General features: G+C 71.0%; 22 protein-coding genes. 12 read left to right on the plus strand and 10 right to left on the minus strand.

The genetic code is table 11. From position 1 onward, the window contains the following. The first annotated feature begins 59 nt into the window (after positions 1–59). From EJV46_RS18955 to EJV46_RS18970, 4 genes are all read left to right on the plus strand, one after another. Positions 60–2,471: a DNA translocase FtsK 4TM domain-containing protein gene (locus EJV46_RS18955; protein ID WP_206020876.1), complete on the plus strand. Its 2,412-nt coding sequence runs from the start codon at positions 60–62 to the stop codon at positions 2,469–2,471. A 4-nt stretch (positions 2,472–2,475) separates the two neighbouring features. After that, positions 2,476–2,898, plus strand: coding sequence for a GFA family protein (locus EJV46_RS18960; protein WP_206020877.1), 423 nt, complete (start codon positions 2,476–2,478; stop codon positions 2,896–2,898). Positions 2,899–3,023: 125 nt separating this feature from the next. Then, on the plus strand, positions 3,024–3,728 hold the full coding sequence (locus EJV46_RS18965; protein ID WP_131550278.1) for a carbonic anhydrase: 705 nt from the start codon (positions 3,024–3,026) through the stop codon (positions 3,726–3,728). Between the two features lie 74 nt (positions 3,729–3,802). Further along, complete coding sequence (locus EJV46_RS18970) at positions 3,803–4,183, plus strand: rhodanese-like domain-containing protein (protein ID WP_131550279.1); 381 nt, start codon at positions 3,803–3,805, stop codon at positions 4,181–4,183. A 12-nt stretch (positions 4,184–4,195) separates the two neighbouring features. Here the strand turns inward: EJV46_RS18970 and EJV46_RS18975 are convergent, their stop codons facing one another. After that, positions 4,196–5,614, minus strand: a complete 1,419-nt coding sequence (locus tag EJV46_RS18975; RefSeq protein ID WP_131550280.1) for a phospholipase D family protein — start codon at positions 5,612–5,614, stop codon at positions 4,196–4,198. A gap of 160 nt (positions 5,615–5,774) precedes the next feature. Between EJV46_RS18975 and EJV46_RS18980 the strand changes: the two genes are divergently transcribed. After that, entirely contained in the window at positions 5,775–6,785 is a 1,011-nt protein-coding gene (locus EJV46_RS18980) for an LLM class flavin-dependent oxidoreductase (protein WP_131550281.1), read from the plus strand. Beyond that, the gene (locus EJV46_RS18985) at positions 6,786–7,295 is read left to right on the plus strand and encodes a hypothetical protein (RefSeq protein ID WP_131550283.1); all 510 of its coding nucleotides are present in this window, start codon (positions 6,786–6,788) and stop codon (positions 7,293–7,295) included. It begins immediately after the preceding gene. Here EJV46_RS18985 and EJV46_RS18990 read toward each other — a convergent pair. The 7 genes from EJV46_RS18990 to EJV46_RS19020 all read right to left on the minus strand — a co-directional run bounded on the left by EJV46_RS18990 (position 7,286) and on the right by EJV46_RS19020 (position 16,690). After that, positions 7,286–8,452: a glutathionylspermidine synthase family protein gene (locus tag EJV46_RS18990; protein ID WP_131550284.1), complete on the minus strand. Its 1,167-nt coding sequence runs from the start codon at positions 8,450–8,452 to the stop codon at positions 7,286–7,288. The genes EJV46_RS18985 and EJV46_RS18990 overlap by 10 nt on opposite strands. Continuing rightward, positions 8,452–9,141 (minus strand): DUF1190 domain-containing protein, encoded by a 690-nt coding sequence (locus tag EJV46_RS18995; RefSeq protein ID WP_131550285.1) that lies wholly within the window; start codon positions 9,139–9,141, stop codon positions 8,452–8,454. The genes EJV46_RS18990 and EJV46_RS18995 overlap by 1 nt, the downstream gene beginning before the upstream one ends. 11 nt (positions 9,142–9,152) lie before the next feature. Then, positions 9,153–9,557 (minus strand): DUF350 domain-containing protein, encoded by a 405-nt coding sequence (locus tag EJV46_RS19000; protein ID WP_165585615.1) that lies wholly within the window; start codon positions 9,555–9,557, stop codon positions 9,153–9,155. Positions 9,558–9,622: 65 nt separating this feature from the next. Beyond that, the gene (locus tag EJV46_RS19005) at positions 9,623–10,354 is read right to left on the minus strand and encodes a transporter substrate-binding domain-containing protein (protein ID WP_131550288.1); all 732 of its coding nucleotides are present in this window, start codon (positions 10,352–10,354) and stop codon (positions 9,623–9,625) included. A gap of 54 nt (positions 10,355–10,408) precedes the next feature. Further along, positions 10,409–12,127: a ubiquinone-dependent pyruvate dehydrogenase gene (poxB, locus tag EJV46_RS19010; protein WP_131550289.1), complete on the minus strand. Its 1,719-nt coding sequence runs from the start codon at positions 12,125–12,127 to the stop codon at positions 10,409–10,411. A gap of 114 nt (positions 12,128–12,241) precedes the next feature. Then, on the minus strand, positions 12,242–15,412 hold the full coding sequence (locus tag EJV46_RS19015; RefSeq protein WP_131550290.1) for an efflux RND transporter permease subunit: 3,171 nt from the start codon (positions 15,410–15,412) through the stop codon (positions 12,242–12,244). Between the two features lie 147 nt (positions 15,413–15,559). Next, positions 15,560–16,690, minus strand: coding sequence for an efflux RND transporter periplasmic adaptor subunit (locus tag EJV46_RS19020; RefSeq protein WP_131550291.1), 1,131 nt, complete (start codon positions 16,688–16,690; stop codon positions 15,560–15,562). A 246-nt stretch (positions 16,691–16,936) separates the two neighbouring features. On the opposite strand from EJV46_RS19020, the gene EJV46_RS19025 reads away from it, so the two are divergent. Further along, positions 16,937–17,521, plus strand: a complete 585-nt coding sequence (locus EJV46_RS19025) for a TetR/AcrR family transcriptional regulator (protein WP_131550292.1) — start codon at positions 16,937–16,939, stop codon at positions 17,519–17,521. A gap of 3 nt (positions 17,522–17,524) precedes the next feature. On the opposite strand, the gene EJV46_RS19030 is transcribed toward EJV46_RS19025, so the two are convergent. Further along, entirely contained in the window at positions 17,525–18,436 is a 912-nt protein-coding gene (locus EJV46_RS19030; RefSeq protein ID WP_131550293.1) for a LysR family transcriptional regulator, read from the minus strand. Between the two features lie 115 nt (positions 18,437–18,551). Between EJV46_RS19030 and EJV46_RS19035 the strand changes: the two genes are divergently transcribed. The 5 genes from EJV46_RS19035 (at position 18,552) to EJV46_RS19055 (ending at position 22,546) form a co-directional block, all read left to right on the plus strand. Further along, on the plus strand, positions 18,552–18,977 hold the full coding sequence (locus tag EJV46_RS19035; RefSeq protein ID WP_131550294.1) for a DoxX family protein: 426 nt from the start codon (positions 18,552–18,554) through the stop codon (positions 18,975–18,977). A 132-nt stretch (positions 18,978–19,109) separates the two neighbouring features. Next, the gene (locus EJV46_RS19040) at positions 19,110–20,126 is read left to right on the plus strand and encodes a flagellar motor protein MotB (RefSeq protein WP_165585616.1); all 1,017 of its coding nucleotides are present in this window, start codon (positions 19,110–19,112) and stop codon (positions 20,124–20,126) included. Next, a complete protein-coding gene (gene motA / locus EJV46_RS19045; RefSeq protein WP_131550296.1) occupies positions 20,123–20,989 on the plus strand; it encodes a flagellar motor stator protein MotA in 867 nt (288 codons plus the stop codon). The genes EJV46_RS19040 and motA overlap by 4 nt, the downstream gene beginning before the upstream one ends. A gap of 164 nt (positions 20,990–21,153) precedes the next feature. Then, entirely contained in the window at positions 21,154–21,600 is a 447-nt protein-coding gene (locus EJV46_RS19050) for a PaaI family thioesterase (RefSeq protein ID WP_131550297.1), read from the plus strand. Between the two features lie 61 nt (positions 21,601–21,661). After that, positions 21,662–22,546: a serine/threonine-protein kinase gene (locus tag EJV46_RS19055; RefSeq protein WP_131550299.1), complete on the plus strand. Its 885-nt coding sequence runs from the start codon at positions 21,662–21,664 to the stop codon at positions 22,544–22,546. Between the two features lie 21 nt (positions 22,547–22,567). Here EJV46_RS19055 and EJV46_RS19060 read toward each other — a convergent pair whose 3' ends face one another. Then, on the minus strand, positions 22,568–24,877 hold the full coding sequence (locus tag EJV46_RS19060; RefSeq protein ID WP_131550300.1) for a xanthine dehydrogenase family protein molybdopterin-binding subunit: 2,310 nt from the start codon (positions 24,875–24,877) through the stop codon (positions 22,568–22,570). Between the last annotated feature and the right edge of the window lie 68 nt (positions 24,878–24,945).

The following is a 24,945-nucleotide window of genomic DNA, read 5'->3' on the forward strand; positions in this document are numbered from 1 at the left end:
GCCCTGCTATCCTGCGGCACCCCCCGGCTGCTCTCCCTCCCCCCTGAGGTCTGGCCGACATGGCGCGTGAACTAGCCGAGCCTTCCGACTCCGCCGCCGGGCTGGGGCGTCTTGCCTCGCCCGCCGTCAAGGCGGCGATCCGGCGGCGCGCGAACGAGATGGGCGGGCTGCTGCTCGGCTTCCTGGGCCTGGCGCTGCTCGTCGCCATTGCCACCTACAACCCGGCCGACCCCTCGCTCTCCACCGCGACAGCCAACCACGCCACCAACCTGGCCGGGCCCTTCGGCGCCGTCGTCGCGGACATCCTGTGCCAGGCCTGCGGCTGGGCCGCCTACCTGCCCGGGATCGTGCTGCTCGGCTGGGCCCTGCGCATGGCGACCCATCGCGGCGTGAGCCTGCTGCCGGCGCGCATCGCGGCGCTCCTGCTGGCGACGCCGCTCCTCGCCGCCCTGCTGGCGCTGGTGCCCGGCGCCGACGGCGGCGCGGCCGGGCCGCTGGTCGCCGAGGCCCTGCTCAACGGGCTGGAAGGCGCCTTCGGGCCGCTCGGCCGGCTGTCCACGCAGCTCATCACCGGCGGGGTGACGGCCGTGCTGGTCTATATCGCCTTCGGCTTCTCGCCGGGCGAGTGGCGCCGGGCCGCGCGCGTCTCGGCCGTGGCCGCCTCGCGCGGCGTGGGCAGCGCCGCCGAGTTCGGCGCGCGCAGGCGGCACCACCTGCTGCGCCCCTTCCTCTGGATGGGCCGCGGCACGAAGAACCTCATGGCCCGCCGCCGGATCGAGCCCGCCGCCGACCTCATGGACGTGCTCCAGGAGGCCGACCGCGTCGCGGCCGAGCCGGCGCGCCCGCCGCTGAAGCGCGAACCGGAGCTGCGCCCGGCGCCGCGCAGCCAGCCCCGCGTCGCCACGCCCGCCAAGGCCAAGCCGCCCGTGCCCGAGCAGCCCTCGCTCGACCTGCCGGTGGAGGGCTGGCGCACGCCCTCGCTCGACCTGCTGGCGCCCACCCCGCCCCGCGTCGCGGGAGGCCCGAGCGCCGAGGCGCTGCAGGCCAATGCCCGCATGCTGGAGCAGGTGCTGAACGACTACGGCGTGAACGGCGCCATCACCGAGATCCGGCCGGGCCCGGTCGTGACGCTCTACGAGCTGGAGCCGGCGCCGGGCACCAAGTCCTCGCGCGTCATCGGCCTGGCCGACGACATCGCGCGCAGCATGAGCGTCGTCGCCGTGCGCATCGCCACCGTGCCGGGCCGCAGCGTCATGGGCATCGAGATGCCCAACGTGAAGCGCGAGACGGTCTATCTGCGCGAGATGCTGGCCTCGGACGAATATCAGCGCAACACCAGCGCCCTGCCGCTCATCCTCGGCAAGGACATCGGCGGCGCGCCGATCATCGCCGACCTCGCGCGCATGCCGCATCTGCTGATCGCGGGCACCACGGGCTCGGGCAAGTCGGTGGGGATCAACACCATGATTCTCTCGCTGCTCTACAAGCACAGCCCCTCGGAATGCCGCTTCATCATGATCGACCCGAAGATGCTGGAGCTGTCGGTCTACGACCGCATCCCGCATCTGCTGGCGCCCGTGGTCACCGAGCCCCCGAAGGCCATCGGGGCGCTGAAATGGACCGTGCGCGAGATGGAGCGCCGCTACCGCGCCATGAGCCAGATCGGCGTGCGCAACATCGCCGGCTACAACGAGAAGGTCTCGGCGGCGCTGGCCCGCGGCGAGATGCTGACGCGCCGCGTGCAGACCGGCTTCGACCCGGAGACGAACAAGCCGGTCTTCGAGGACCAGTCCCTCTCGCTGCAGAAGCTGCCCATGATCGTGGTCGTCATCGACGAGATGGCGGACCTCATGATCGTCGCCGGCAAGGAGATCGAGGCCGCGGTGCAGCGCCTGGCGCAGATGGCGCGCGCCGCCGGCATCCACGTCATCATGGCGACGCAGCGGCCCTCGGTGGACGTCATCACCGGCACCATCAAGGCCAACTTCCCGACGCGCATCTCCTTCCAGGTCACGTCCAAGATCGACAGCCGCACCATCCTGGGCGAGCAGGGCGCGGAGCAGCTGCTGGGCCAGGGCGACATGCTCTTCCTGCCCGGCGGCGGCCGCATGACCCGCGTCCACGGCCCCTTCGTGAAGGACAGCGAGGTCGAGGACATCACCAACTGGCTGCGCGAGCAGGGCGAGCCCGACTATGTCGAGGAGGTCACCGAGGTCGACGAGGAGGGCGAATCGGGCCTTTCGGGCATCGCCGCCGCCTCGGATGCCGACAAGTCGCTCTTCGACCAGGCGGTGGACGTGGTGACTCGGGAGGGCAAGGCCAGCACCAGCTTCATCCAGCGGCACCTGAACATCGGCTACAACCGCGCGGCCAAGCTCATCGAGCAGATGGAGAAGGAGGGGATCGTCAGCCCCGCCAACCATGTGGGCAAGCGCGAGATCCTGGCGCGCCGCGCCAGCGTGGAGGATTGAGGGGGTGGCCGCGCCCGTGGCCGGCGGCTGCCTCTGCGGCGCCGTGCGGTTCAGCTTCCCGGAGGAGCCGATCGCCCGCCGCGCCTGCTGGTGCCGGGACTGCCAGTACCTCTCGGCCGGCAATGCCTCGGTCAACGTGATCTTCCGCAAGGCGGGCTTCGCCTGCACGGGCGAGGTCGCGGGCTACGACAGCACGGCCGACAGCGGCAACGCCATGCGCCGCAGCTTCTGCCCGAAATGCGGCACGCCCCTCTTCAGCGAATCCTCCGCCCGGACCGATGTGATGGTCGTCCGTGCCGGCGCGCTGGACGATCCGGAGCTGGGACGGCCGGAGGGCTTCATCTGGACCGCCTCGGCCCCGCGCTGGGGCCATGTGGATTCGAGCCTGGCCAATTGCGAAGGCCAGCCGGTGCCCCCGCGGAAATAACGCCCGCGCGGGGCCGCCGGCCTTTCCGATCGGGATCGAGGATTGACGGCGGTCCGCCGACGCGCTGTCACACATCCGGGGTTGGAATGCGTTCGGAATGATCTTTCGATTCCGAGGAGCTTAGGATGTGTGCGATCTGCGCGAAGGCGGGCCGCTGGCGCCGCGCGGCCGCCGCGCCCCATGACGAGGGCCGCGGGCCGGCCATCTCCCGGGCCGGGGCCGCGCCCCCGCGCTCGGCCGCCGACACGCCAGACGAGGCGCTGCGCCTGCTCATGGAGGGCAATGCCCGCTATGTGGCGGACGAGCCCATGGAGCGCGACTACTCGGCCGGGCGGCCGAGCCGGGCGCTGGGCCAGGCGCCCTTCGCCTCCATCATCGGCTGCTCGGATTCGCGCGTCCTGGCGGAAATGGTCTTCGACCGTGGGCCGGGCGACCTCTTCATCGTGCGCGTCGCCGGGAACTTCGTGACCGAGAAGGGCCTGGGCAGCCTGGAGTTCAGCGCGGCCATGCTGGGCGTGAAGCTCATCATGGTGCTGGGCCACACGCAGTGCGGCGCGGTGGACGCGACGGTGCGGTCCCTGCTGACCGGCGAGACCTATCCGGGCCATATCGGCCATCTCGTGGACGCCATGGCCCCGGGCATCCGTCCCGTCCTGGCCGAGCCGGGCGAGGATCTCAACCAGCGGGCGATGATCGCCAATGTGAAGTACCACGTGGACATGCTGCGCACCGCCCAGCCGATCCTGGCCGGCATGGTGGAGCGTGGCGAGCTGCGCGTGGTGGGCGGGGTCTACGACCTCGCCACGGGGCGGGTGGAGCTGGTGGACTGAGCCTCCGGCGGGACCGGTCTTTCCGCCGGGCACGGATTCCCTCTAGCCTCCGTCACCGACCAGGAGGAAGCCCCATGGCCTTGACCGTCCAACAGATGCTTGCCGAAGCCGAGGCCGCCGTGCCCCGCATCAGCCCGGAGGAGGCCAAGTCCCTGGTCGGCCGGCAGGATGTCGTCTTCCTCGACGTGCGCGAGCCGGCCGAGGTCGAGGCGTCCGGCAAGGTGCCGGGCGCGCTCGCCATCCCCCGCGGCCTGGTGGAATTCCGCGCCGACCCCGCCTCGCCCGCGCGCGACCCCAAGCTCGACCCGGCCAAGACCGTCGTCGCCTATTGCGCGTCGGGCGGGCGCTCCGCGCTCGTGCTGAAGACGCTCAAGGACATGGGCTACGACAAGGTCCGCAATCTCGGCGGCTTCAAGGGCTGGGCGGATGCGGGCGGGGAGATCGAGAAGGGCTGAGCGCCCTTCCCCTCACAGCTGCGACTCCACCGGCAGCCAGCGCACCAGCCAGGCCAGGCAGCGCCGCCGGAAGGTGGCGTCCGGCTCCGAGCGCTTGCAGCCTTCCCAGGTCAGCCGGCCGTTCGCCAGCGCGAGCTTCCAGCTCCGTGCCGGCGCCGCCAGCCGGCGGTGCTGCCGCCGCACCATCCGCGCCAGCGCGGCGTGATGCACCAGCACGCCCATCTCCGTGTTGAGCGCGATCGAGCGCGGGTCGAGGTTGAAGGAGCCCACCAGCACCGGCCCGTCATCCACCAGCACGGCCTTGGTGTGCAGGCTCGCCCCGCGCGACCCGAAGACGCCCGTCTTGGGCTCGCCGAGGGCCTTCAGCTCGTGGATCTCGACGCCCTCGGCCAGCAGACGGTCGCGGTAGCGCACATAGCCGCCGTGGACGGCGACCACATCCGTCGCCGCCAGCGAATTGGTGACGACCGAGACGCGGACGCCGCGCCGCCGCAGCGCGATCAGCTCCTCCGTGCCAGCCTCGCCCGGCACGAAATAGGGCGAGATCAGCAGCGCCTCGCGCTGCGCCCCGGCCAGCAGGTCGCGCACCACGGGCGCGATGACGCTGCCCCCCTCGCCGCGCACCTTCCCCGGCGGATCGGCCAGGATGCGGATGGCATCGTTGGCGATGTCGAGCCCCCGGGGAGGGCCGGCATCGCGCACGCCCTCCAGGATCCCGCGCGCCTCGGGCGAGGCCGCCGCGGCCTCCAGCTTGCGCCGCAGCTTCTTCAGGGCGGATTTCCGGGTGCGCATGCGGGGCAGGCGGCGCAGCGGCCGCGCGAGCGGGTGGCGCCAATACTCCTCGAAGAGGGCGGTGGCCTCCCGGGCGGCGGGCCCCCGGACCGAGACGTCCAGGTCCCGGAAGTTGAAGTCCGCCGGCGCGTCGAAATAGCGGTCGCCGATGTTGCGGCCGCCGCAGATCACCGTCTCGCCATCGGCGATCCAGGCCTTGTTGTGCATGCGCCGGTTGAGGTGCCAGCTGCCGAAGGCAAGTTCCAGCATCAGGCCGAGCCAGCCCCAATGGCCCCAATGCGAGGTGTTGAACCAGCGCAGGGAGATCCGCGGATGGCCGCTCAGGGAGGCGATGTCCCGCTCGCGCCCGATGCCGTAGAGGTCGTCGATCAGGATGCGGACCCGCACGCCGCGGTCGGCCGCCATCAGCGCCTCCCGCGCCATGAGCCGGCCCGTCACGTCGCCGTGCCAGAGATAATATTGCAGGTCGAGCGTGCGCTCGGCCGCGCGCGCCGAGGCCACCCGCGCGGCGAAGGCCGCATCGCCGTCGGCGAGCAGGGTGACGCGGCTGACCGCATGGACGGGATGCGAGCCCTGGGGCGGCGGCGGCGCGGTGCGCGCCACCTCCTCCACGCGGGCCTCGGGGGTCGGTTCGGGCATCAGCAATCCGTGTGGCGAAGCCTCGGTCCAGGAAATGGGTCGCTTCCTCCGGTCATCCAGGCTCCTTGCGAACGGCGCAAGGGGCGGGCGGTTTCCTGGACATGCCCATGACCGGAAGGCCCGGCCTTCCACCCGGGCGATCGGCTCCCATATCCAAGGGATGACCGTCCTTTCCGTGCTCGACCTCTCCCCCGTCCCCGAAGGCAGCAGCGCCGGCGACGCGCTCCGCAACTCGGCGGGACTGGCGCGTCACGTGGAGGCGCTGGGCTACCGCCGGTTCTGGATGGCCGAGCATCACAACATGCCCGGCATCGCCAGCGCCGCCACCGCGGTGGCCCTGGCCCATGTGGCGACCCATACCTCCTCCATCCGGCTCGGCGCCGGCGGGATCATGCTGCCGAACCACGCGCCGCTGATCATCGCCGAGCAGTTCGGCACGCTGGCGGCGCTACATCCGGGGCGGATCGATCTCGGGCTCGGCCGCGCGCCGGGCACCGACCAGAACACCATGCGCGCGCTGCGCCGCAACCTGGGCACGGGGCCCGACGAATTCCCGCGCGATGTCGTGGAGCTGATGGAGTACTTCAAGCCCGCGGCGCCGGGGCAGGCCATCCAGGCGGTGCCGGGCGCGGGGCTCGAGATGGAGTTCTGGATCCTCGGCTCCAGCACCTATGGCGCGCAGCTCGCGGCAATGCTGGGGCTGCCCTATGCCTTCGCCTCGCATTTCGCCCCGCAGCAGATGATGGAGGCGATCGCCGTCTACCGGGAGCGCTTCAGGCCGGTCGGCGAGCTGCAGAAGCCGCATGTGATGCTGGGCTGCGGCGTCTTCGCCGCCGACACGGATGCGGAGGCGCGGCTGCTCTTCTCCTCGCAGCAGCAGGCCTTCGTGAACCTGCGCACGGGCCGCCCCGGCAAGCTGCCCCGGCCGGTGGAAGGCTACGAGGAATCGCTCGACCCCTATGCCCAGCGCGTGCTGTCCGGCAGCCTCTCCTGCTCCTTCGTGGGCTCGCGCGAGACGGTGCGGCGGCAATTGGCGGAGTTCATCGCGCGGACCGGGGCCGACGAGCTGATGGTGACGGCGCAGATCCACGATCCGGAGGCACGGAAGCGGTCCTTCACGATGCTGGCGGAGGTCCATGCGGAGATGGATGCCGTCCCTGCGGGCGCCTGAATGCAGCGCCGCGCGCTCCTCGCCGGCCTCCCCTTCGCGCCGAGCCTGGCCTGGGCCCGGCCTTCGGATGCGGCGCTGGAGCGGCTGAACGGCCAGCACCCCGCGGCCTATTACGCCGAGGCCGCCCGGCTCCTTTCCGCCGGGGAACGCGACGACGCGGTCTTCGTCTTCTATCTTGGGCAGTTGCGCTTCCGCACGCATCTCATGGCGCGGAACCAACGCGGGCCGGGGGGCGATGCGCCCCTGTTCGGCTCGCTCTCGGAGAGCGTTGGGCGGCCGGTCAACGAATACGCCTTCGGCGACATCCCGGCGCTGATCCAGGCCATCGAGGCGGCGCTGGCCCATGACCGCCAGGCGCCGGACCGCTTCACCCCGCCGCCGGAGTTCCCGGACGCCAGCCGGCGCGTGCGCGAGGGCATGGCGGGCTTCCGGGACAGCATCGCGGGGCGCGCGGAGGAGATCCGCCGCCAGCGGCAGGCGAATGGTCTGGAGAACCGGACTCAGAAGTAGTGCGGCACGACCCGGCTGGTGTCGCGCATGATCGCCTGCCGGCCCTCGCGGATGATGATGCCCGCCGATTCCGCCCCCACGATCCACGACCCGATCACCGCGTTCCACCCGTCGCGCTGCGGCAGCCTGGCCATGGCCTGCGTCACGAAACGCGCGGTGTCGCCGCCATAGGGCCCGTCGGTGGAGGCCGTGGTCAGGCCGTCCTGCACCATCGCGATATTGGACCCCTCGCGGCCCAGGCATGGCTTCCGGACGTAGGGGCCGCCCAGCTCCACGCGGCCCGGCACCGTCTCCAGCAGGTTCGGATGGCCGGGGAAGAGCCGCCAGAGCACCGCCATGATCATCTTGTCCGAGAGCACGGCCTTCCAGGGCGGCTCCAGCACGCCGCAGGAATCCGAGGCGAGGTTGGGCCCGAAGGCGTCGCGCTCCACCCATTCCCAGGGGTAGAGCTTGTGCAGGAAGCGGATGCGCGCGCCGGCCTCGTCCATGAACTGGACGCCGTTCCAGCCGATGCGTGGGATGTCGATCGGCACGGTGCGGATGCCCGCCTGCTCCGCGAGGTCGCGGAAATAGGTCGCATGCGCCCATTCCTCCGCGCTGTCCTCGAAGGCGGCGAAGTGGATGGGATTTCCCTGCACGCGCGGGGCCAGCTCGCGGAAGGCGGCCAGCAGCTTCTCGTGCAGGGAGTTGAACTGGTCGGCCTCGGGATGCGTGTCCTGCAGCCAGAACCATTGCGCGACGCCGGTCTCGATCGCCAGCGTCGGCGTGTCGGCATTGTACTCCAGCATCTTCACCACGCCGGCCCGGTCGTCGAAGGCGAGGTCGAAGCGGCCCATCAGCGTGGGGTCGCCGCGCAGCCAGGATCGGCGGAGGTAGTTCGCCATCCAGTCCGGCAGGCCGAAGAGCTCCTGCAGCTGCGTGGGCTCGCGGTTCACCAGGAAGTCCACCGCGTCGAGGCAGCGCGCGTGCAGCTCCGCCGTCGCGTCGTCGAGCAGGTCCACCTCGGCGGAGGTGAGGCGCCAATGCGACGCCTCGTGCCACCACAGCCCGCCATCCGTGCCGGACTGCGGCTCGATGCCGTTGGAGTGGTAGGTCAGCCCCACCTCCTCCAGCTTCGCCTGCCAGCCCGGCCGCGGCGCGGTCTCGAAGCGCTCCATCAGCTGCCGCTGCTATAGCCGCGCGCCGAGGCGCCGAACCCGCCGCGCGCGACCGAGCCCGTGCCCGCCCGCCCGATCGCCGCGCTGCCGGCGCCGGTGGAGATGGTCCGCGCCATGTCGGGAGAAGGGGTGAAAGCGGCCGAGCCGCCGCGCGAAACGGCGCCGGTCGTGGCCCCGGCATAGCTGGTCCCGCTGTAGTAGTAGCGTCCGCCGCTGCTGCTCGACGACGAACTGCGCGGCGTGCAGCCTGGGGCCTGCGCCGCCGCGCCGGGCGGGCATTCGCCAGGCGGGCGGCCGGCATAGAGCGGCGTCGTCACACGGCCCGCGCCATTGTCCATCATCCGCCCGATCATCACGCCGGCGAGGAGCGGAATCGCCACCGACCCACCGCCGGCACCCAGCAAGGTCTTGTCGGAAGGACGGTTGGCGGGCGTGGTCTCGCAATCGCCTCCGGTCGCCTCGCGGCATTCCTCCACCGTCGCGTAATGCGGCGCCGAGGCCATGTGCTGCTGCTGCGCCTGCCCAAGCGTCTGCTCGCATTCGGCCCGCGCCTCGGAGCCATAGCGCGCGACGCAGGAAGCGACGTCGGTGACGACGAAATCGGTGGTGTCCACGTCGTCACCGCAGGCCTGGAGCGCGACGGCGGAAGCGGCGAGGAGCGTCAGCCGGACGGTGTGCGAACGGCGCATGCGAACCTCCCTCAGAAAACCATGGTGGCGGCGTTGAGCACGCCCGCCGCCAGGGATGTCGAAGCCAGCATGATGCCGGAGGAGAGCTGGCCCTCCTCCATCCGGCGGGGCAGATCCCCGCCGAGCAGCATCCGCGCGACATAGAAGGCGGCAACCTGCACGACGAGGCCGACAATGCCCCAGACCAGCAGATCGATCCGGCTCACGGCATGCAGCATCACCGAGGCCACGACGAGCGAATAGCCGAGAATGGCGCCCGAGAAGCTGATCGCGGCGGCATTGTTGCCGGCGCGGATCAGCCGCAGCTCGGCCCAGGGCGTCACCCGGATGTAGATCGCGGCGAAGGCCGCCAGCAGGATCGCGCAGACCGGGAACCAGGTCAGGAAGGCCGGCAGCGTGGCGAGGTAGTTCGTCATATCCCCTCCCGAATTCATGCCGAGTGCAGCATTTTCCGGGAGGGGACGCTACGGCGATTCGGCCGTCACGCGACAGGCGCGACAGAAAGCCCCCTCACCTGGTGCTCCTGGATGAAGCGGGCGACGAGGCCGGAGCGCTTCGCCTCCTTTACGAAATCGCGCAGGAAGGCCTCGGCGGCGGGGTTGCCGCGCAGCGTGCCGACGGCCTGCTGCACCGCCATGAAATTGCCGTCCAGGATGCGCGAGCCGGGGAAGAACTCGGCATCGGTGATCAGGCGGGGACGGAGGCCGGCGAGGACCTCCAGCTTCTGCTCGCCGAACATCTGCACCGTGGCGTCGAGGCCCTGGCCGCGGACCAGCGTGGCCTGCCTGATGTTGCGCTCCAGCCAGAGGTCGTAGGCGGCCCGCGCCGAGACGGCGATGCGGTTGCCGGGCCGGTCCACCTGGGCGATGGCGGTGATGGGCGAGCCGGCGGGCACCAGGTAGGTGCATTCGATCTCGGCATAGGCGTTGGTGAAGGCGATCTTTTCGGCGCGCTGCCGCTCGGCGCCGATATTGACGATGTCCCAGACATTGGTGCCGGCGGCGTCGCCGGCGAGGCCGGGATTCGCGAAGGTGACGTAGCGCACCGGCACGCCGAGCCGGTCGGCGATGGCCTTGCCCATGCTGGGCGAGACGCCAGTGGGCCCGCCATCGGGACTGCGGCCGTTCACCAGCAGGAAGTTGGACATGTTGACGCCCACGCGCAGCACGCCCGTGGGCGCGAGATGGGCGACGATCTCCGGCGTGACGTTCATGGCGGCCTCCCTGGTTGTCAGGAGCCTAGCAGGCTGGCGGGGCTTGCCTATGGATCAGCGCAGATTGACCTTCGCCAGGTCGATCAGCTGCGCCGCCCGCCCGTCCATCACGGCCTTCAGCGCGAAGAGGCCGAAATCCCGCGCCTGGGCGAAGGTGGTCTTCGGCGGCAGGGCGAGCTCCTGCCGCGCGCTCACCACATCCACCAGCGCGGGGCCGGGATGGGCGAAGGCGGCGGCCAGCGCGTCGCGCAGCCCCTCCGGCCGCTCGACGCGGATTCCCTTGATGCCCATCGCATTGGCCATGGCGGCGAAGTCGGGGTTCTTCAGCTCGCAGCCGACATCGAGGAATCCGGCCGCCTTCATCTCCATCTCGACGAAGCCCAGCGTGCCGTTGTTCAGCACCACGACCTTGATGGGCAGTCCCATCTGCGTGAGCGTGATGAAGTCGCCCATCATCATGGTGAACCCGCCATCGCCGGACAGCGACACCACCTGCCGCGACGGAAAGGCCGATTGCGCGCCGATGGCCTGCAGCATCGCATTGGCCATGGAACCGTGGTTGAAGGAGCCGAGCAGCCGGCGGCGGCCGTTCATCTTCAGGTAGCGCGCGGCCCAGACGGTCGGCGAGCCGACATCGCAGGTGAAGATCGCATCCTCCGTCGCCAGTTCGTCGACGAGCCGCGTGACGAGCTGCGGATGGATGACATCGCTGCTGCGATCGGTCTCGGCCAGATCATCGAGTTCCTTGCGCGCCTTGGCGTAATGCGTGAGCGCCTTGTCGAGATGCGCGCGATCCGTCCTCACCGCCAGGGCCGGCAGCAGCGCACGGACGGTCTCGCGCACGCTCCCCAGCACGCCAAGCTCGATCGGGCAGCGATTGCCGAGCGCTTCCGGCCGGATGTCGACCTGCACGACCCGCGCATTGGCGGGGTAGAATTGCCGATAGGGGAAGTTGGTGCCCAGCAGCACCAGCGTGTCGCAGGCCATCATCGCCGCATAGCCGGAGGAGAAGCCGATGAGGCCCGTCATCCCGACGTCATAGGCGTTGTCGAATTCCACATGCTCCTTGCCGCGCAACGCGTGGACGATCGGCGCCTTCAGCGTCTCGGCCAGCGCCACGATCTCGGCATGCGCGCCGGCGCAGCCCGCGCCGCAGAGCATCGTGACCTTGCCCGGATCATTCAGGATGCGGGCTAGCTTCGCCACCTCCTCCGCGGCCGGCGTCACGATCGGCGGCGCGGGGAAGATCCAGGCCGGGGGCTCGGCCTCCAGCGGCTTCAGCGCGACATCGCCCGGAATGACCACGACGGCGACGCCGCGCCGCGCGACCGCGACGCGCATGGCCCGCGCCAGGATCTGCGGCAGCTGCGCCGGATTGGAGACGAGCTCGACGTAGTGGCTGCATTCGCGGAACAGCATCTCGGGATGGGTCGCCTGGAAATAGTCGATGCCGATCTCGGCGCTGGGGATATGCGCGGCGATGGCCAGCACGGGCGCGCCGCTGCGATGACAGTCGAAGAGCCCGTTGATCAGGTGCAGATTGCCCGGCCCGCAACTACCCGCGCAGACCGTGAGCTCGCCGGTCAGCTGCGCCTCCGCCCCGGCGGCGAAGGCGGCCGCCTCCTCGTTGCGCGTATGCACCCAGCCGATCGCGCCGCTCGCCCGCAGCGCCTCGGTGAAGCCGTTCAGCGAATCGCCCACGACGCCGTAGACGCGCTTCACGCCCGCCTTCTCCAGGGTGGCGACAAGGTAATGGGCGGCGGTCTCGGCCATGGCGTCCTCCTGCTTGCGCGATCGTCCCCAGGCTAACGCCCGTGGCCACGAACGAGCCGAAAAAAAACGGCGCCCTCGCGGACGCCGTCTTCAACATCGCGAGCCGTGATCTCCTCAGTGCGAGGTCACCGGCTCCTGCGTGCCCGCCACGGCCGCCTTCTTGCCGCTTCGCGCGAATTTCTGCGCCACCACGTAGAAGACCGGCGTGAAGAGCAGGCCGAAGATCGTCACGCCCAGCATGCCGTAGAACACCGCCACACCCAGGCTCTGGCGCATCTCCGCGCCCGCGCCCGTCGCCACCGTCAGCGGCAGCACGCCCAGGATGAAGGCCAGCGAGGTCATCAGGATCGGCCGCAGACGGGTGCGCGCGGCATCCGCCGCCGCCTCCCACCGCGTCGCGCCCTCGGCGTCGCGGGCGCGGGCGAACTCCACGATCAGGATCGCGTTCTTCGCCGCGAGGCCGACCAGCACCACCAGGCCGACCTGCACCAGCACGTTGTTGTCGAGCCCGGCATGATGCACGCCCAGCAGCGCCGCCAGCACCGACATCGGCGCGATCAGCACCACCGCCAGCGGCAGCAGCCAACTCTCGTACATCGCCGCCAGCACGAGGAAGACGAAGACCACCGCGAGGCCGAAGGCGATGGGGGCGGTGTTGCCCTGCGTCGTCTCCTGCAGCGCGATCTCGGTCCACTCGAAGCCGAAGCCCTCGGGCAGGGTCTCGCGCATCACCTTCTCCATGGCCGCGATGGCCTGGCCCGTGGAGGTGCCCGGCAGCGCCACGCCCTGCACCTCCGCCGCAGGGAAGAGGTTGTAGCGCGGCACGCGATAGGGCCCAGCCGTCTCGTGGAAGGTCGCGACGCTGCCCAGCGGCACCATCGCGCCCGCATCGGTCCGCGCCCGCAGCGCCGCGATGTCCTCGACGGACATGCGGTGCTGCTGGTCGGCCTGCGCCGTGACGCGCCAGGTGCGGCCCAGCAGGTTGAAGTCGTTCACGAAGGCCGAGCCCATGTAGATGCTCATCGCCTCATGGATGCGCGAGACGGGCAGGCCGATCATCTCCGCGCGGGGGCGGTCGATCTCCGCGCGGATCTGCGGGGTGGAGGTGTTGAACAGGCTGAAGGCGAAGGCGATGCCCGGCGTCTGGAAGGCGCGGCCCACCACCTGCTGGGTGACGCGCTCCAGCTCCTGCGGGCCGCGGCCGGCGCGGTCCTGGATCATGAGCTTGAAGCCGCCGCCCGTGCCGATGCCCGGCACCGGCGGCGGCGGGATCACAAGCACCATCGCCGCCTCCTCGCCCGCCACGCGCCGCTGGATCTCGGCCAGGATGGAATTGGCGGTGACGCCGAGCTGCGCGCGCTCCTCGAAGGACTTCAGCCCCGCGAAGACGACGCCCGTATTCGGCGCATTGGTGAAGGTCGCGCCGTCCAGGCCCACGAAGGCGATGGAATTGGCAACGCCCGGCACGCCCGCGATGGCGTCGGAGGCGCGGCGGATCACCTCGTCCGTGCGGCTGAGGCTGGAGCCCGGGGGCAGCTGGAAGGCGGCGATGAGATAGCCGCGGTCCAGCGGCGGGATCAGGCCGGTCGGCGTCACCAGAACCTGGCGCGCGGTCGCGCCCAGCAGGCCGGCATAGAGGATCAGCAGGATCACCGGCAGGCGCACCAGCTTCCGCGTCAGCCCGCCATAGCCGAAGGAGAGCTTGTCGAAGAACCAGTTGAAGCCGCGGAAGAACAGGGTGACCGGCAGGAACAGCTTGTTCGGCGTGCCGTGGCCATGCGGCTTCAGCAGCAGCGCGGCCAGGGCCGGCGAGAGCGTCAGCGACACGAGGGCCGAGATGATCGTGGCCACCGAGATCGTCACCGCGAACTGCCGGTAGAACGCGCCCGAGATCCCGCTGATAAAGGCCGTCGGCACGAAGACCGCGACCAGCACCAGGGCGATGGCGATGAGCGCGAAGCCCACCTCGTCCATGGTCTTGCGCGCGGCGTCGAGGGGAGAGAGGCCGAGCGCCATGTGGCGCTCGGCATTCTCGACCACCACGATCGCGTCGTCCACCACGATGCCGATGGCCAGGATCAGGCCGAACATGGTGAGCGAGTTCAGGGTAAAGCCCAGCGCCAGCAGGATGGCGAAGGTGCCGATGATGGAGACCGGGATGGCCAGCAGCGGGATCACCGCCGCGCGCCAGTTCTGCAGGAACAGCACCACCACCAGCACGACCAGCACGATCGCCTCGATGAAGGTGTGGACCACCGCGTCCATGCTCTGCGCGATGAAGCGCGTCGGGTCGTAGACGATGTCGTAGGCGATGCCGCTCGGGAAGGAGCGCGCGGCCTCCTCCATGGTGGCGCGGATGGCGGCGGCGGTGGCGAGCGCGTTGCTGCCCGGCCGCTGGAAGACGCCGATGCCGACGGCCACCTGGTTATCGAGCAGCGCGTTGATGGTGTAGTCGTTCGCGCCGATCTCGGTCCGCGCCACGTCGCGCAGCCGGATGGGCGCGCCGCCCGCGCCGGTGCCGATCACCTGCTCGTCGAACTGCTCGGGCGAGGACAGCCGGCCCTGCGCCTGGAGCGCGATCTCGAAGGCGCCGGCGGCATTGGAGCGCGGCGCCTGGCCGATGGCGCCCGCCGCCACCTGCACGTTCGCGCGCTGCAGGGCGGCGACGACATCGCCGGCCGACAGGCCGCGGGCCGCCACGCGGTCGGGGTCGAGCCAGACGCGCATGGCGTAGTCGCGCGCGCCGAAGACCTGCGCGTCGCCGACGCCTTCCAGACGCGCCAGCCGGTCCTTGATGGTCAGCGTCGCGTAGTTCGACACGTATTCCGGGCTACGGCTGCCGTCAGGCGAGAGCATGTGCACGACCATGAGGAAGTCCGGCGAGGCCTTCTTCACGGTCACGCCCAGGCGCCGCACGTCCTCGGGCAGGCGGGGCTCGGCGATGGCGACGCGGTTCTGCACCAGCACCTGCGCCTGGTCGGCGTTCACGCCCTGGCGGAAGACGACGCTGATGTTCAGGCGGCCATCGCCCGTGGATTGGGAGGTGACGTAGAGCATCCCGTCGACGCCGTTGATCTCCTGCTCGATCGGGCCGGCGACGGTGGAGGCGATGGTCTCCGCCGAGGCGCCCGGATAGATCGCCGTCACCTGCACGGTCGGCGGCGCGATCTCGGGGAACTCGCCGATGGGCAGGCGCGTGGCCGCGATCGCGCCGATCAGCGTGATCGCGATGGACAGGACCGCCGCGAAGACGGGCCTGTCGATGAAGAAACGAGCTAAGCGCATTGTTCTTTCCCTCAGACGCCGGGCGCGCGCTCCGCGCGCTGGGCTTCGCGCCACGTTGGGCGCGCTGTTCTGCGTGTCGGTCTGGGCGCGCCGGCCGCCTTGCGGCCGGATTCGTCCGGGTCAGTGAGAGTCTGGTCCTGTCAGGCTTCAGTCGGCCGAGGCGAGCGGGCTCGGCCCGATGCGCCCCTGCTGCGCGGTCACCGCCGCGCCGGGACGGGCGCGGTGGAGGCCGCCGATGATCACGCGGTCCTGCGCGGTGAGGCCGGAGCGGATCACCCGCAGCCCGTCCACGAGCTGGCCGAGCTGCACGGGCTTGGGCGCCACCGTGTTCTCCGGCGTGACGGTCAGCACCATGCGGCCGCCCTGGTCGGCGAGGATGGCCGTGTCGGGGATCATCACGGCGTCGCTGTCGCCCACGAAGAGGCGCAGGCGGGCGAAGCTGCCGGGCGTCAGCAGGAAGTCGCGGTTCGCCACGATGGCGCGGCCGCGGATGGTGCCGCTTCGCGCGTCGAAGACGCTGTCCACGAAGTCCAGCTGACCCTCGTGGCGGAACTCCGTCTCGTCGAGCAGCCGCAGCTGGACGGGCGTGCCCTGCTGCGCGCCATCGGGGCGCATGCCGCCGCGCGCGGCGCGGGCATAGCGCAGGTACTGCGCCTCGCTCGCGTCGAAGACCGCATAGACCTGGTCGAGCGCGACCAGGGTGGTCATCAGCGAAGTGCCCTGCTGGACCAGGTTGCCGGCATCCACGCGACGGTCGCTGACCCGGCCGGCGCGCGGGGCGCGGATCTGCGAGAATTCCAGGTCGAGCTCGGCCTGGCCCAGCGCGGCCCGGGCTGCGGCGACGCCGGCCTGGGCCTCGCGCAAGGCGCTGCGCCGGTTGTCCATGTCCGCCTCGGGGGAGAAGCGCTGGGCGACCAGGGGCGCGTAGCGGGCGACCTGCTGCTCGGCGACGGTCACGCGGGCCTCGTTGCGGGCCACCTCGGCCCGGGCGCTGGCGGCGGCGATCTGGAAGGGGCGCTGGTCGAGGGTGAAGAGCAGGTCGCCGGCCCTGACGGTCGCGCCGTCCTGGAAATGCACCTGCGTCACCTGGCCCGAGACGCGCGGCCGGATCTCGACGCGCGCCAGCGGCTCGATCCGGGCGGTGTGCTCGTCCCATTGCTGGACCGAGCGGGAGACGGGATTGGCCACCGTGACGGGCGGCGCGGGGGGCGCGCCCTGGGCGAGGGCAGGTTCGGCGGCCGTCAGATGAGCCGCCACGGCGACCGCGGCGAGGCCCATGGCGCCCCGTCCGCCGGCTGGCAGAGTCCGCGAAAGCCAGGAGAACCAAGGGTTTTGGTCGCGATTTCCGGCCCGCTGAAGCTCAGGGCACTTGATTTGCCGAACCGACATAGCCATTCTCCAAGGACGGATGTTACCGACCGGTTCGTCCCATCTAGAGTGACCGGTCGGTCGCATCAAGAGGGAAAGTTTGCTGCACCGCAGAATGTTCAAGGGGCAGCCTGACAAAGAAGGAGTGTTGGCATCATGTCCGAGGCCACGGCCCCCAAGCCGAAAGCCGCGCAGCGCATCCAGAGCGCTGCCAAGGACCTGTTCTACCGCCAGGGCATCCGCGCCACCGGCGTGGAAGAGGTCTGCCGCGTCGCGGAGGCGACGAAGATGAGCCTCTATCGCGCCTATCCCAGCAAGGACGCGCTGATCGCCGCCATCCTCCAGGAGGACGCCGAGGAGTATGACGCCTGGTTCTCGGAGGTCACCGCCGGTGCCACCACGCCCGAGGCCAAGCTCCGCGCCCTCTTCGACGCCATCGCCCGGAAGCTCGAATCGCCCGATTACCGCGGCTGCCCCATGCTCCTGGCCCAGGCCGAGTTCCCCGACCCGGACCACCCGACCCATCGCATCGTCGCCGCCTTCAAGGCGCGCGTGTGCAACAACATGGTCGAGCTCTCGCGCGAGGCCGGCGCCGCGGATCCGCAGCAGCTCGGCGAGCTGCTGGCCGTGATGTTCGACGGCGCCTGGTCGAGCCTGCCCTATCTCGGCGGCCGGCGCGCCGGCGAGGTGCTGCGCGCGGGCGTGGAGATCTTCTTCCGGACCATGCTGCCGGACAGGTAGGCGTCACGCCTCCCGCGCCTCGGCGATGAGCATGCGCCGCAGCCAGGCATGGCCGGGATCCGCCTCGAAGCGGCGATGGAAGACCATCGAGAGCCGCGTGTGCCTCACGCCGATCGGCGGCTCGCGAGTCACCAGGCGGTGGCCGCCCTCCGCCAGCTGCGTCGCGAGCCGCGCCGAGAGGGTCATGATCATGTCCGTGCGCATCAGGATCTCGGGCACGGCGGAGAGATGCGCCACCACCGCGCCCAGCCGGCGCGCCGTGCCCGCCTCGGCCAGCGCGCGGTCCAGCGCGCCGTCGCGCGAGCCGTTCGGCGAATGCAGCAGATGGGGCACGGAGGTGAAGCGCTCCAGCGTCAGCTGGCCCTTGGCCAGCGGGTGGTCGGCGCGCATCAGGGTCACGAAGGCTTCCGGCAGCAGGCGCACGCGGGTGTAGAGCGCGCCCGGCTCGGCCAGCACGGCGATGGCGAGCTGCGCGTCGCCGCGCTCCAGCAGCGCTTCCACATTGGTGCGGTCGGCATGGCGGACGGCGAGCAGGCAGTGCGGCGCATCGACCTGCAGCCGCTCCAGCATGCGCGGCACCAGCGCGGCTTCGGCATACTCGGACATGGCGACGGTGAAGACGCGCCGCGCCGTGGCGGGCTCGAAGGGCGCGCGGACGGAGAGGGTCTCGGCCAGCCGGTCCAGCGCCTCGGCGATGGGCCCGGCGAGCGCCGTGGCGAGCGCCGTCAGTTCCACCCCGCCGGGCCGGCGCAGGAAGAGCTCGTCGCCGAGCGCCACGCGCAGCCGCGCGAGCGCGTTGGAGACCGCCGGCTGGGACAGGTTCAGCCGCTCGGCCGCCCGGGTGACGTGCCGCTCCCGCGCGACGGCGTCGAAGACCCGGAGCAGGTTGAGGTCGAGCTGGGAGAGCTCGGTCATGGGGGGCGTCCGTCATTCATGGCCGTGATGATCCCCGTTCCCAGACCTCATTGGAAGGTCGAAGCGCGGCGGATCAGCTTGGCGCATCGAAACCGGCCTCCAAGGAGCCACCCCGATGACCCGCAGCACCGCCTATTCCGCCCTTCTCCTCCGCCTTTCGCTCGGCGCGATCTTCCTCGCCCATGGCGCCGTCATGAAGCTCGGCACCTTCGGCCTCGCCGGCACGATGGGCTATTTCGGCTCGATCGGCCTGCCGCCGGTCCTGGGCGCGCTGGTCGCCCTGGGCGAGACGGCGGCCGGCCTCGCGCTGATCTCGGGCGTGCTGGTTCGCACGGCCTCTCTGGCGACGCTGCCGATCGCGCTGGGCGCCGTCTGGGCGCATGCCGCCAACGGCTGGGTCTTCAGCGCCCCCGGCGGCGGCTGGGAATTCCCGGCCTTCCTGGCGGCGGCGCTGCTGGTCCAGGCCGGCCTCGGCGCCGGCGCCCATGCGCTGGACCCGCGCGGCCTGCTCGGCCGCCGCGCGGCGCCGCAGGCCGCCTGATCCGTCCCGCCTCTCCCAGGGCCGGGCTCTCCGCGAGGGGGGCCCGGCTCTTCTGCGTTAACCCTTCTGCGTTAACCCTCCTTCAATCCCTTCGCCGCCAGATTGCCGCCGCGCGACGGACGGGATGCGGCATTGGCCAGGCGGGGCAAGGGTGGCGGGACCATCGTCATCAAGCGGATAGAGGAAGGCGGCCATGGGCATCATGGCGGCGCCTGGAAGGTCGCCTATGCCGATTTCGTGACTGCGATGATGGCCTTCTTCCTGCTGATGTGGCTGCTGAACGCCACGTCGGAGGAGCAGCGCCGCGGCCTGGCCGATTACTTCAACCCGTCCCTGGCCCTCTCCGCCTCGGCTTCCGGCTCCGGCCTGCCCTTCGGCGGCCGCACGCCGCACAGCGTGGGAGAGATGGCGGCCGACACCGGCGCCATCCGCGTCGAGCGCGGGCCGCGCCCCACCGAGATCGAGGAGGAGGACGACAGCGACCGCCCCGCCGAGCCCGTCACCCGCCTCGACGGCCCGCCGGGCGAGGCGGAGGTGCTGGCCCGCCGCGTCGCCGATGGCGAGGCCGGGCCCGCCACGGGCCAGCGCAGCTCGGGCGGCGGCGAGGCCGAGCTGGCGGCCGAATCGCCACATGAGCGCGAGGCGCGCCGTTCGGCGGCGGAGCGCGAGCAGCAATCGCTCGAAGGCCTGGTGGACGCGCTGCGCGAGACCTTCCTCGCCGATCCCGCCCTGGCCGATCTGGCGCGGCAGGTGCTGGTGGAGATCGCGCCGGAGGGGCTGCGAATCCAGCTCCTGGAGGCCGACGGGCAGCCCATGTTCGCCTCCGGCGGCGCCGCGCCGACGGAGCGCGCGCGCCTGATGATCCGCACCGTCGCGCAGGCCGCCGCGCGGCTGCCGAACGCGATCCAGGTGACGGGCCACACCGACAGCGCGCCCTTCCGCGGCGGCGGGGCACGCGGCAACTGGGATCTCTCCGCCGAGCGCGCCAATGCCACGCGGCGGCTGCTCACGGAGGCCGGCGTGGCCGAGGCGCGCATCCGCGGCGTCACCGGCATGGCCGACCGCGAGCCGCTGCTGCCGGATCAGCCGCAGGCCGCGGGGAACCGCCGCGTGGCGATCACGCTGCTGCGGCAGGAGGCGCCCCGATGATCACCATCGCGGGCTTCCTCTTCATGCTGGTGATGGTCTTCGGCGGCTACACCATCGCCGGCGGCAAGTTCGGCATCATCCTGCACTCGCTGCCCTATGAGATGATGATGATCGGCGGCGCGGCCATCGGCGCCTTCCTGATGGCCAATTCGATGCAGGAGGTGAAGCACACGCTCGCGGGCTTCGGGAAGATCGTGAAGGGGCCGCGCTTCCGGAAGGAGGACTACACCTCGCTGCTCTCGCTGCTCTACTATTTCGTGCGGCTCGCCCAGACCAAGGGCGCCATGGCGCTGGAGCCGCATATCGAGAAGCCGGAGGAAAGCGCCGCCTTCGCGAAATTCCCCAAGATCCAGGCGGACCATCACGCGACGGTGCTGATCTGCGACTACCTGCGCATGGTCGGCATGAACGCCGACGACCCGCACCAGATCGAGGATACGATGGCGCGGGAGCTCAAGAAGATCAAAGAGGAGGAGATGCATCCCTCGCACGCCATGCAGAACATGGCGGACGCCCTGCCGGCGCTGGGCATCGTCGCGGCGGTGCTCGGCGTCATCAAGACCATGGCGGCGATCGACCAGCCGCCCGCGGTGCTGGGCGGGATGATCGGCGGCGCGCTGGTCGGCACCTTTCTCGGCGTGCTGCTGGCCTATGGGATGATGGGCCCCTTCGCCGCGCGGCTTAAGGGCGTCGTCGAGCAGGAGGCGCCCTATTACGAGGTCATCCGCGCCGTGATCGTGGCGCATCTGCACGGCAATGCGCCGCAGATCTCGGTCGAGACGGGGCGGAAGGTCGCGCCCTCGGAGCTGATGCCGAGCTTCGAGGAGATGGAGGCGGCGCTGCAGGAGCTGGTGATTGTGTGATCCATGCCCTCAGACGCCGGGCGGCGGCTCCGCCGCCTTGGCTTCGCCGCGCGGCTGGTGCGCCGACCCGGCAATGGAGTGGGCGGCACCGGCCGCCGTGCGGCCGGATACGTCCGAAGGCTGCCCAGCTTGACGCCGGCCATGTCCTGTCCGACGCCTAGCGCATGGACCTGCCCGACCACATCCACGCCCAGAGCGCCTCGCCCTTCCATGAGCTCATGGGGGTCTCGATGCTCTCCTGGGAGGACGGGATCGCGCGGCTCGTCTGCACGCCTGGGCCGATGCATGCGAACCGGTCGGGCATCGTGCATGGCGGCGTGATGCTGGCGCTGCTCGACCAGTGCAACGCCTTCGCCGGGCTCTACTGCCCCTTCCCCGGACGGACCCGGCTGGCCGTGACGCTCGACCTCGACACGCGCTTCACCGGCCAGGCGAGGATCGGCACGCGGCTGATCGCGGAGGGCCGCGTCGTCACCGCCGGACGCAACATCTTCTTCGCGCGCGGTGAGGTGAAGGACGAGGCGGGGAATCTGGTGGCCTTCGGAGCCTCGACGCACCGCTACCGCTCCGGCAGCCATCTGCCGGAGGGCGTGCCTCTCGAGGCCGCGTAAGGGGTTTCTTCACCTTCGTCCCATAGCCTGCGCCCCGCATCAATTTTCCGGGACGCATCGCATGGAAGAGACTCTCATCGCCGGCCGCTTCGCCCCGCGCGACCTGCTGGGCCAGGGCGCCTGCGGCACCGTGCTGGAGGCGATGGATCTCCGCCTGCGCCGCCTCGTCGCGCTCAAGCTGATCCGGCGCGACGGCATCGACGCCGCCCGCATCGCCGCGGAGGCAAGGGCCGCGGCGCGGCTGACCCATCCGAACATCGTGGCCATCCACGACGCCGGGGACGGGCCGGACTTCGCCTGGATCGCCATGGACCTCGTGATCGGCGAGCCGCTCTCCGCCGTCTTCGCGCGGGACGGCCGGCTGCCGGAGGCCGATGCCGGGCGGATCGCGCTGCAGCTCCTCGACGCGCTCGGCCATGCGCATGGCCGCGGCGTGGTCCATCGCGACGTGAAGCCCGCGAACATCCTGCTCGCCCTCGACGGCGGCGAGGGAATCGGCGAGCTGCGGCTGGGCGATTTCGGCCTCGCCCAGCTCGGCGGCGACGATCCGGAGGAGGCGGGCGGGCTCCAGGGCACCCCGGCCTGGATGGCGCCGGAGCAGGTCCGCGGCGAGCCGCTCGATCACCGCGCGGATCTCTGGGCGGCGGGCGTGGTGCTCTACGAGGCGCTGACCGGCCGCCGCCCCTTCCAGGGCCGGACGACGGCCTTGCTGAATGCCGTCCTGGAGGCGGAGCCGCCGCCGCCCTCGCGGATCGCGCCCGGGCTGGATCCGGGCTGGGATCCGATCCTGGCCCGGGCGCTCGCCAAATCGCCCGAAGCCCGCTTCGCGGATGCCGCGGCGATGGCGGCCGCCATCCGCCCGCTGCTGGAAGCGCGGGCGGCGCAGAGCCTCGGCCCGCTCTCCCGCTTCGGCCTGCTGCGCGGCTGGCTCAGCCCCGCGGCATGAGAAGCGCGGACCGGGCGCGGCTCACGCCGCCCGCAGGGCCTTCCAGACGACCTCCGGCGTCGCCGGCATGTCGATGGAATTCACGCCCAGCGCGTCGATGAGGGCATTGACCACGGCCGGCGGCGAACCCACCGCGCCGGCCTCGCCCGCGCCCTTCACGCCGAGCGGATTGGTCTCGCAGGGGACCGACACGAGCTCCACCTCGATGGCGGGGAGGTCCTCGGCGCGCGGCAGGGCGTAGTCCATGAAGCTGGCCGAGAGGAGCTGGCCGCTCTCCGGATCGTAGGAGGTGCGCTCCATGAAGGCCTGGCCGATGCCCTGCGCCACGCCGCCATGCACCTGGCCGCGCACGATCAGCGGGTTCAGCGCATGGCCCACATCGTCCACCACGACATACTTCTCGAAGCGGATCAGGCCGGTGTCGGGATCGACCTCCACCTCGGCGCCGTGGCAGCCGTTCGGGAAGGTGTGGTTGTCGATCTTCGCGATCTCCAGCGCGTCCAGCAGGATCGTGTCCTCGCCGGCCGCGATGCGCGCGCGCTGCTTCGAGGCGAGGTCCAGAATGTCGATCCGGCGGTCCGTGCCGACGACGCGGAAGCCCGCGCCCTTCTCGAACTCGATGTCGACCAGCGCGGCCTCCAGGATCTCGGAGGCCGCCTGCCGGCCCTTCTCGATCACCGAGGCGGTCGTCACCAGGATCGCCTGGCCCTCGGAATAGAGGCTGCGCGCGCCGCCCGTGCCGCCGCCGGAGGGCAGCGTGTCGCTGTCGCCCTGCTTGATGCGGATCTTCTCCATGGGCACGCCGAGCTCGTGGGAGGTGAGCATGGCATAGGCCGTCTCATGGCCCTGGCCGGTGCTCTGCGTGCCGACATAGACGTCCACGAAGCCGTCCTCGGCGAATTTCACCGAGGCGTTCTCGGTGGCGGCGCCGCCCGTGGCCTCGAGGTAATAGGCGATGCCGATGCCGCGCTTCTTGCCCCGCCTCGCCGCCTCGGCCTTGCGGGCCGCGAAGCCCTGCCAGTCGAGCTTCTTTAGCGCCTCTTCCATCAGCATGGCGAACTCGCCGCTGTCGTAGCGCTGGCCCATCGCTGAGGTGTAGGGCATGGCGCTGGAGGGAACCATGTTGCGCCGGCGCAGCTCGATGCGGTCCACGCCGATCTCGCGCGCCGCCGTGTCGATCAGCCGCTCGACGAGGTAGTTGGATTCCGGCCTTCCCGCGCCGCGATAGGCGTCCACCGGCACGGTGTTGGTCAGCACGCCGATGACATGCGCGTAGATGGCCTGGAAGCCGTAGACGCTCGCCAGCACCTTGGTGCCCGCGCCGGTCGGGATGAAGGGCGCGTAGTTGGAGAGGTAGGCGCCCATGCCCGCGAGGTTGCGGGTGCGCATGGCGAGGAATTTTCCCTCCGCATCCAGCGCGAGTTCGCCGAGCGTCACGTTGTCGCGCCCATGGCTGTCGGACATGAAGGCCTCGGTGCGCTCGGACACCCACTTCACGGGGCGGCCGGTCTTGCGCGCGGCGAAGCAGGTCAGCACGTGCTCGGCATATAGGAAGAGCTTCATGCCGAAGCCGCCGCCCACATCCGTCGTGACGACGCGGAATTTCTCCTCGCCCGTCCCGAAGACGCCGGCCAGCATGCCCTTCACCTGCCAGGCGCCCTGCGTGTTGGTGTGCAGCACCCAGCTTTGCGTCTCGGCCTTGTACTCGGCGAGGGCGGCGCGCGCCTCCATGCTCGCCACCACCACGCGGTTGTTCACCACGGTGAGGCTCGTCACATGCGCGGCCTGGGCGAAGAGCGCGTCCACCTTGGCCTTGTCGCCCACGGACCAGTCGAAGCAGATGTTGTTCGGCGCCTCCGGCCAGACGAGCGGCTGCCCGGGATTCGTCGCCGTCGCGAGGTCGGTCGTGGAGGGCAGGATATCGAAATCGACCAGGATGGCCTCGGCCGCGTCGCGCGCGGCCTCGGGCGTCTCGCCGATCACCAGCGCCACGCCGTCGCCCACATGGCGGACGGTGTCCCTGGCCAGCGGGAAGTGGGGCGTGTCGGCGCGGCTGCTGCCGTCGATGTTCTTCATGGGGATCACGCAGGGCACCTCGCCCACGCCGTCGGCCGCCATGTCGGCATGGGTGAAGACGCCGACCACGCCGGGCATCGCCTTCGCGGCGGCGGTGTCGATCGAGACGATCCGCGCATGGGCGTGCGGGCTTCGCAGGATATAGGCATGGGCCTCGCCGGTCACCTGGATGTCGCCGGTGTAGAGGCCGTCGCCCTTCAGCAGCCGCGGATCCTCGATGCGCCGCACCGACTGGCTCAAACCGAATTTCGCCATTGGGAATTCCCTCGCCCTGTCGCCCGCATCACCGCCGGAGGATGCGCTCAAGCTCCATCATCTGACCA

The organism is Roseococcus sp. SYP-B2431, from assembly GCF_004336745.1.
Lineage (GTDB): Bacteria > Pseudomonadota > Alphaproteobacteria > Acetobacterales > Acetobacteraceae > Roseococcus.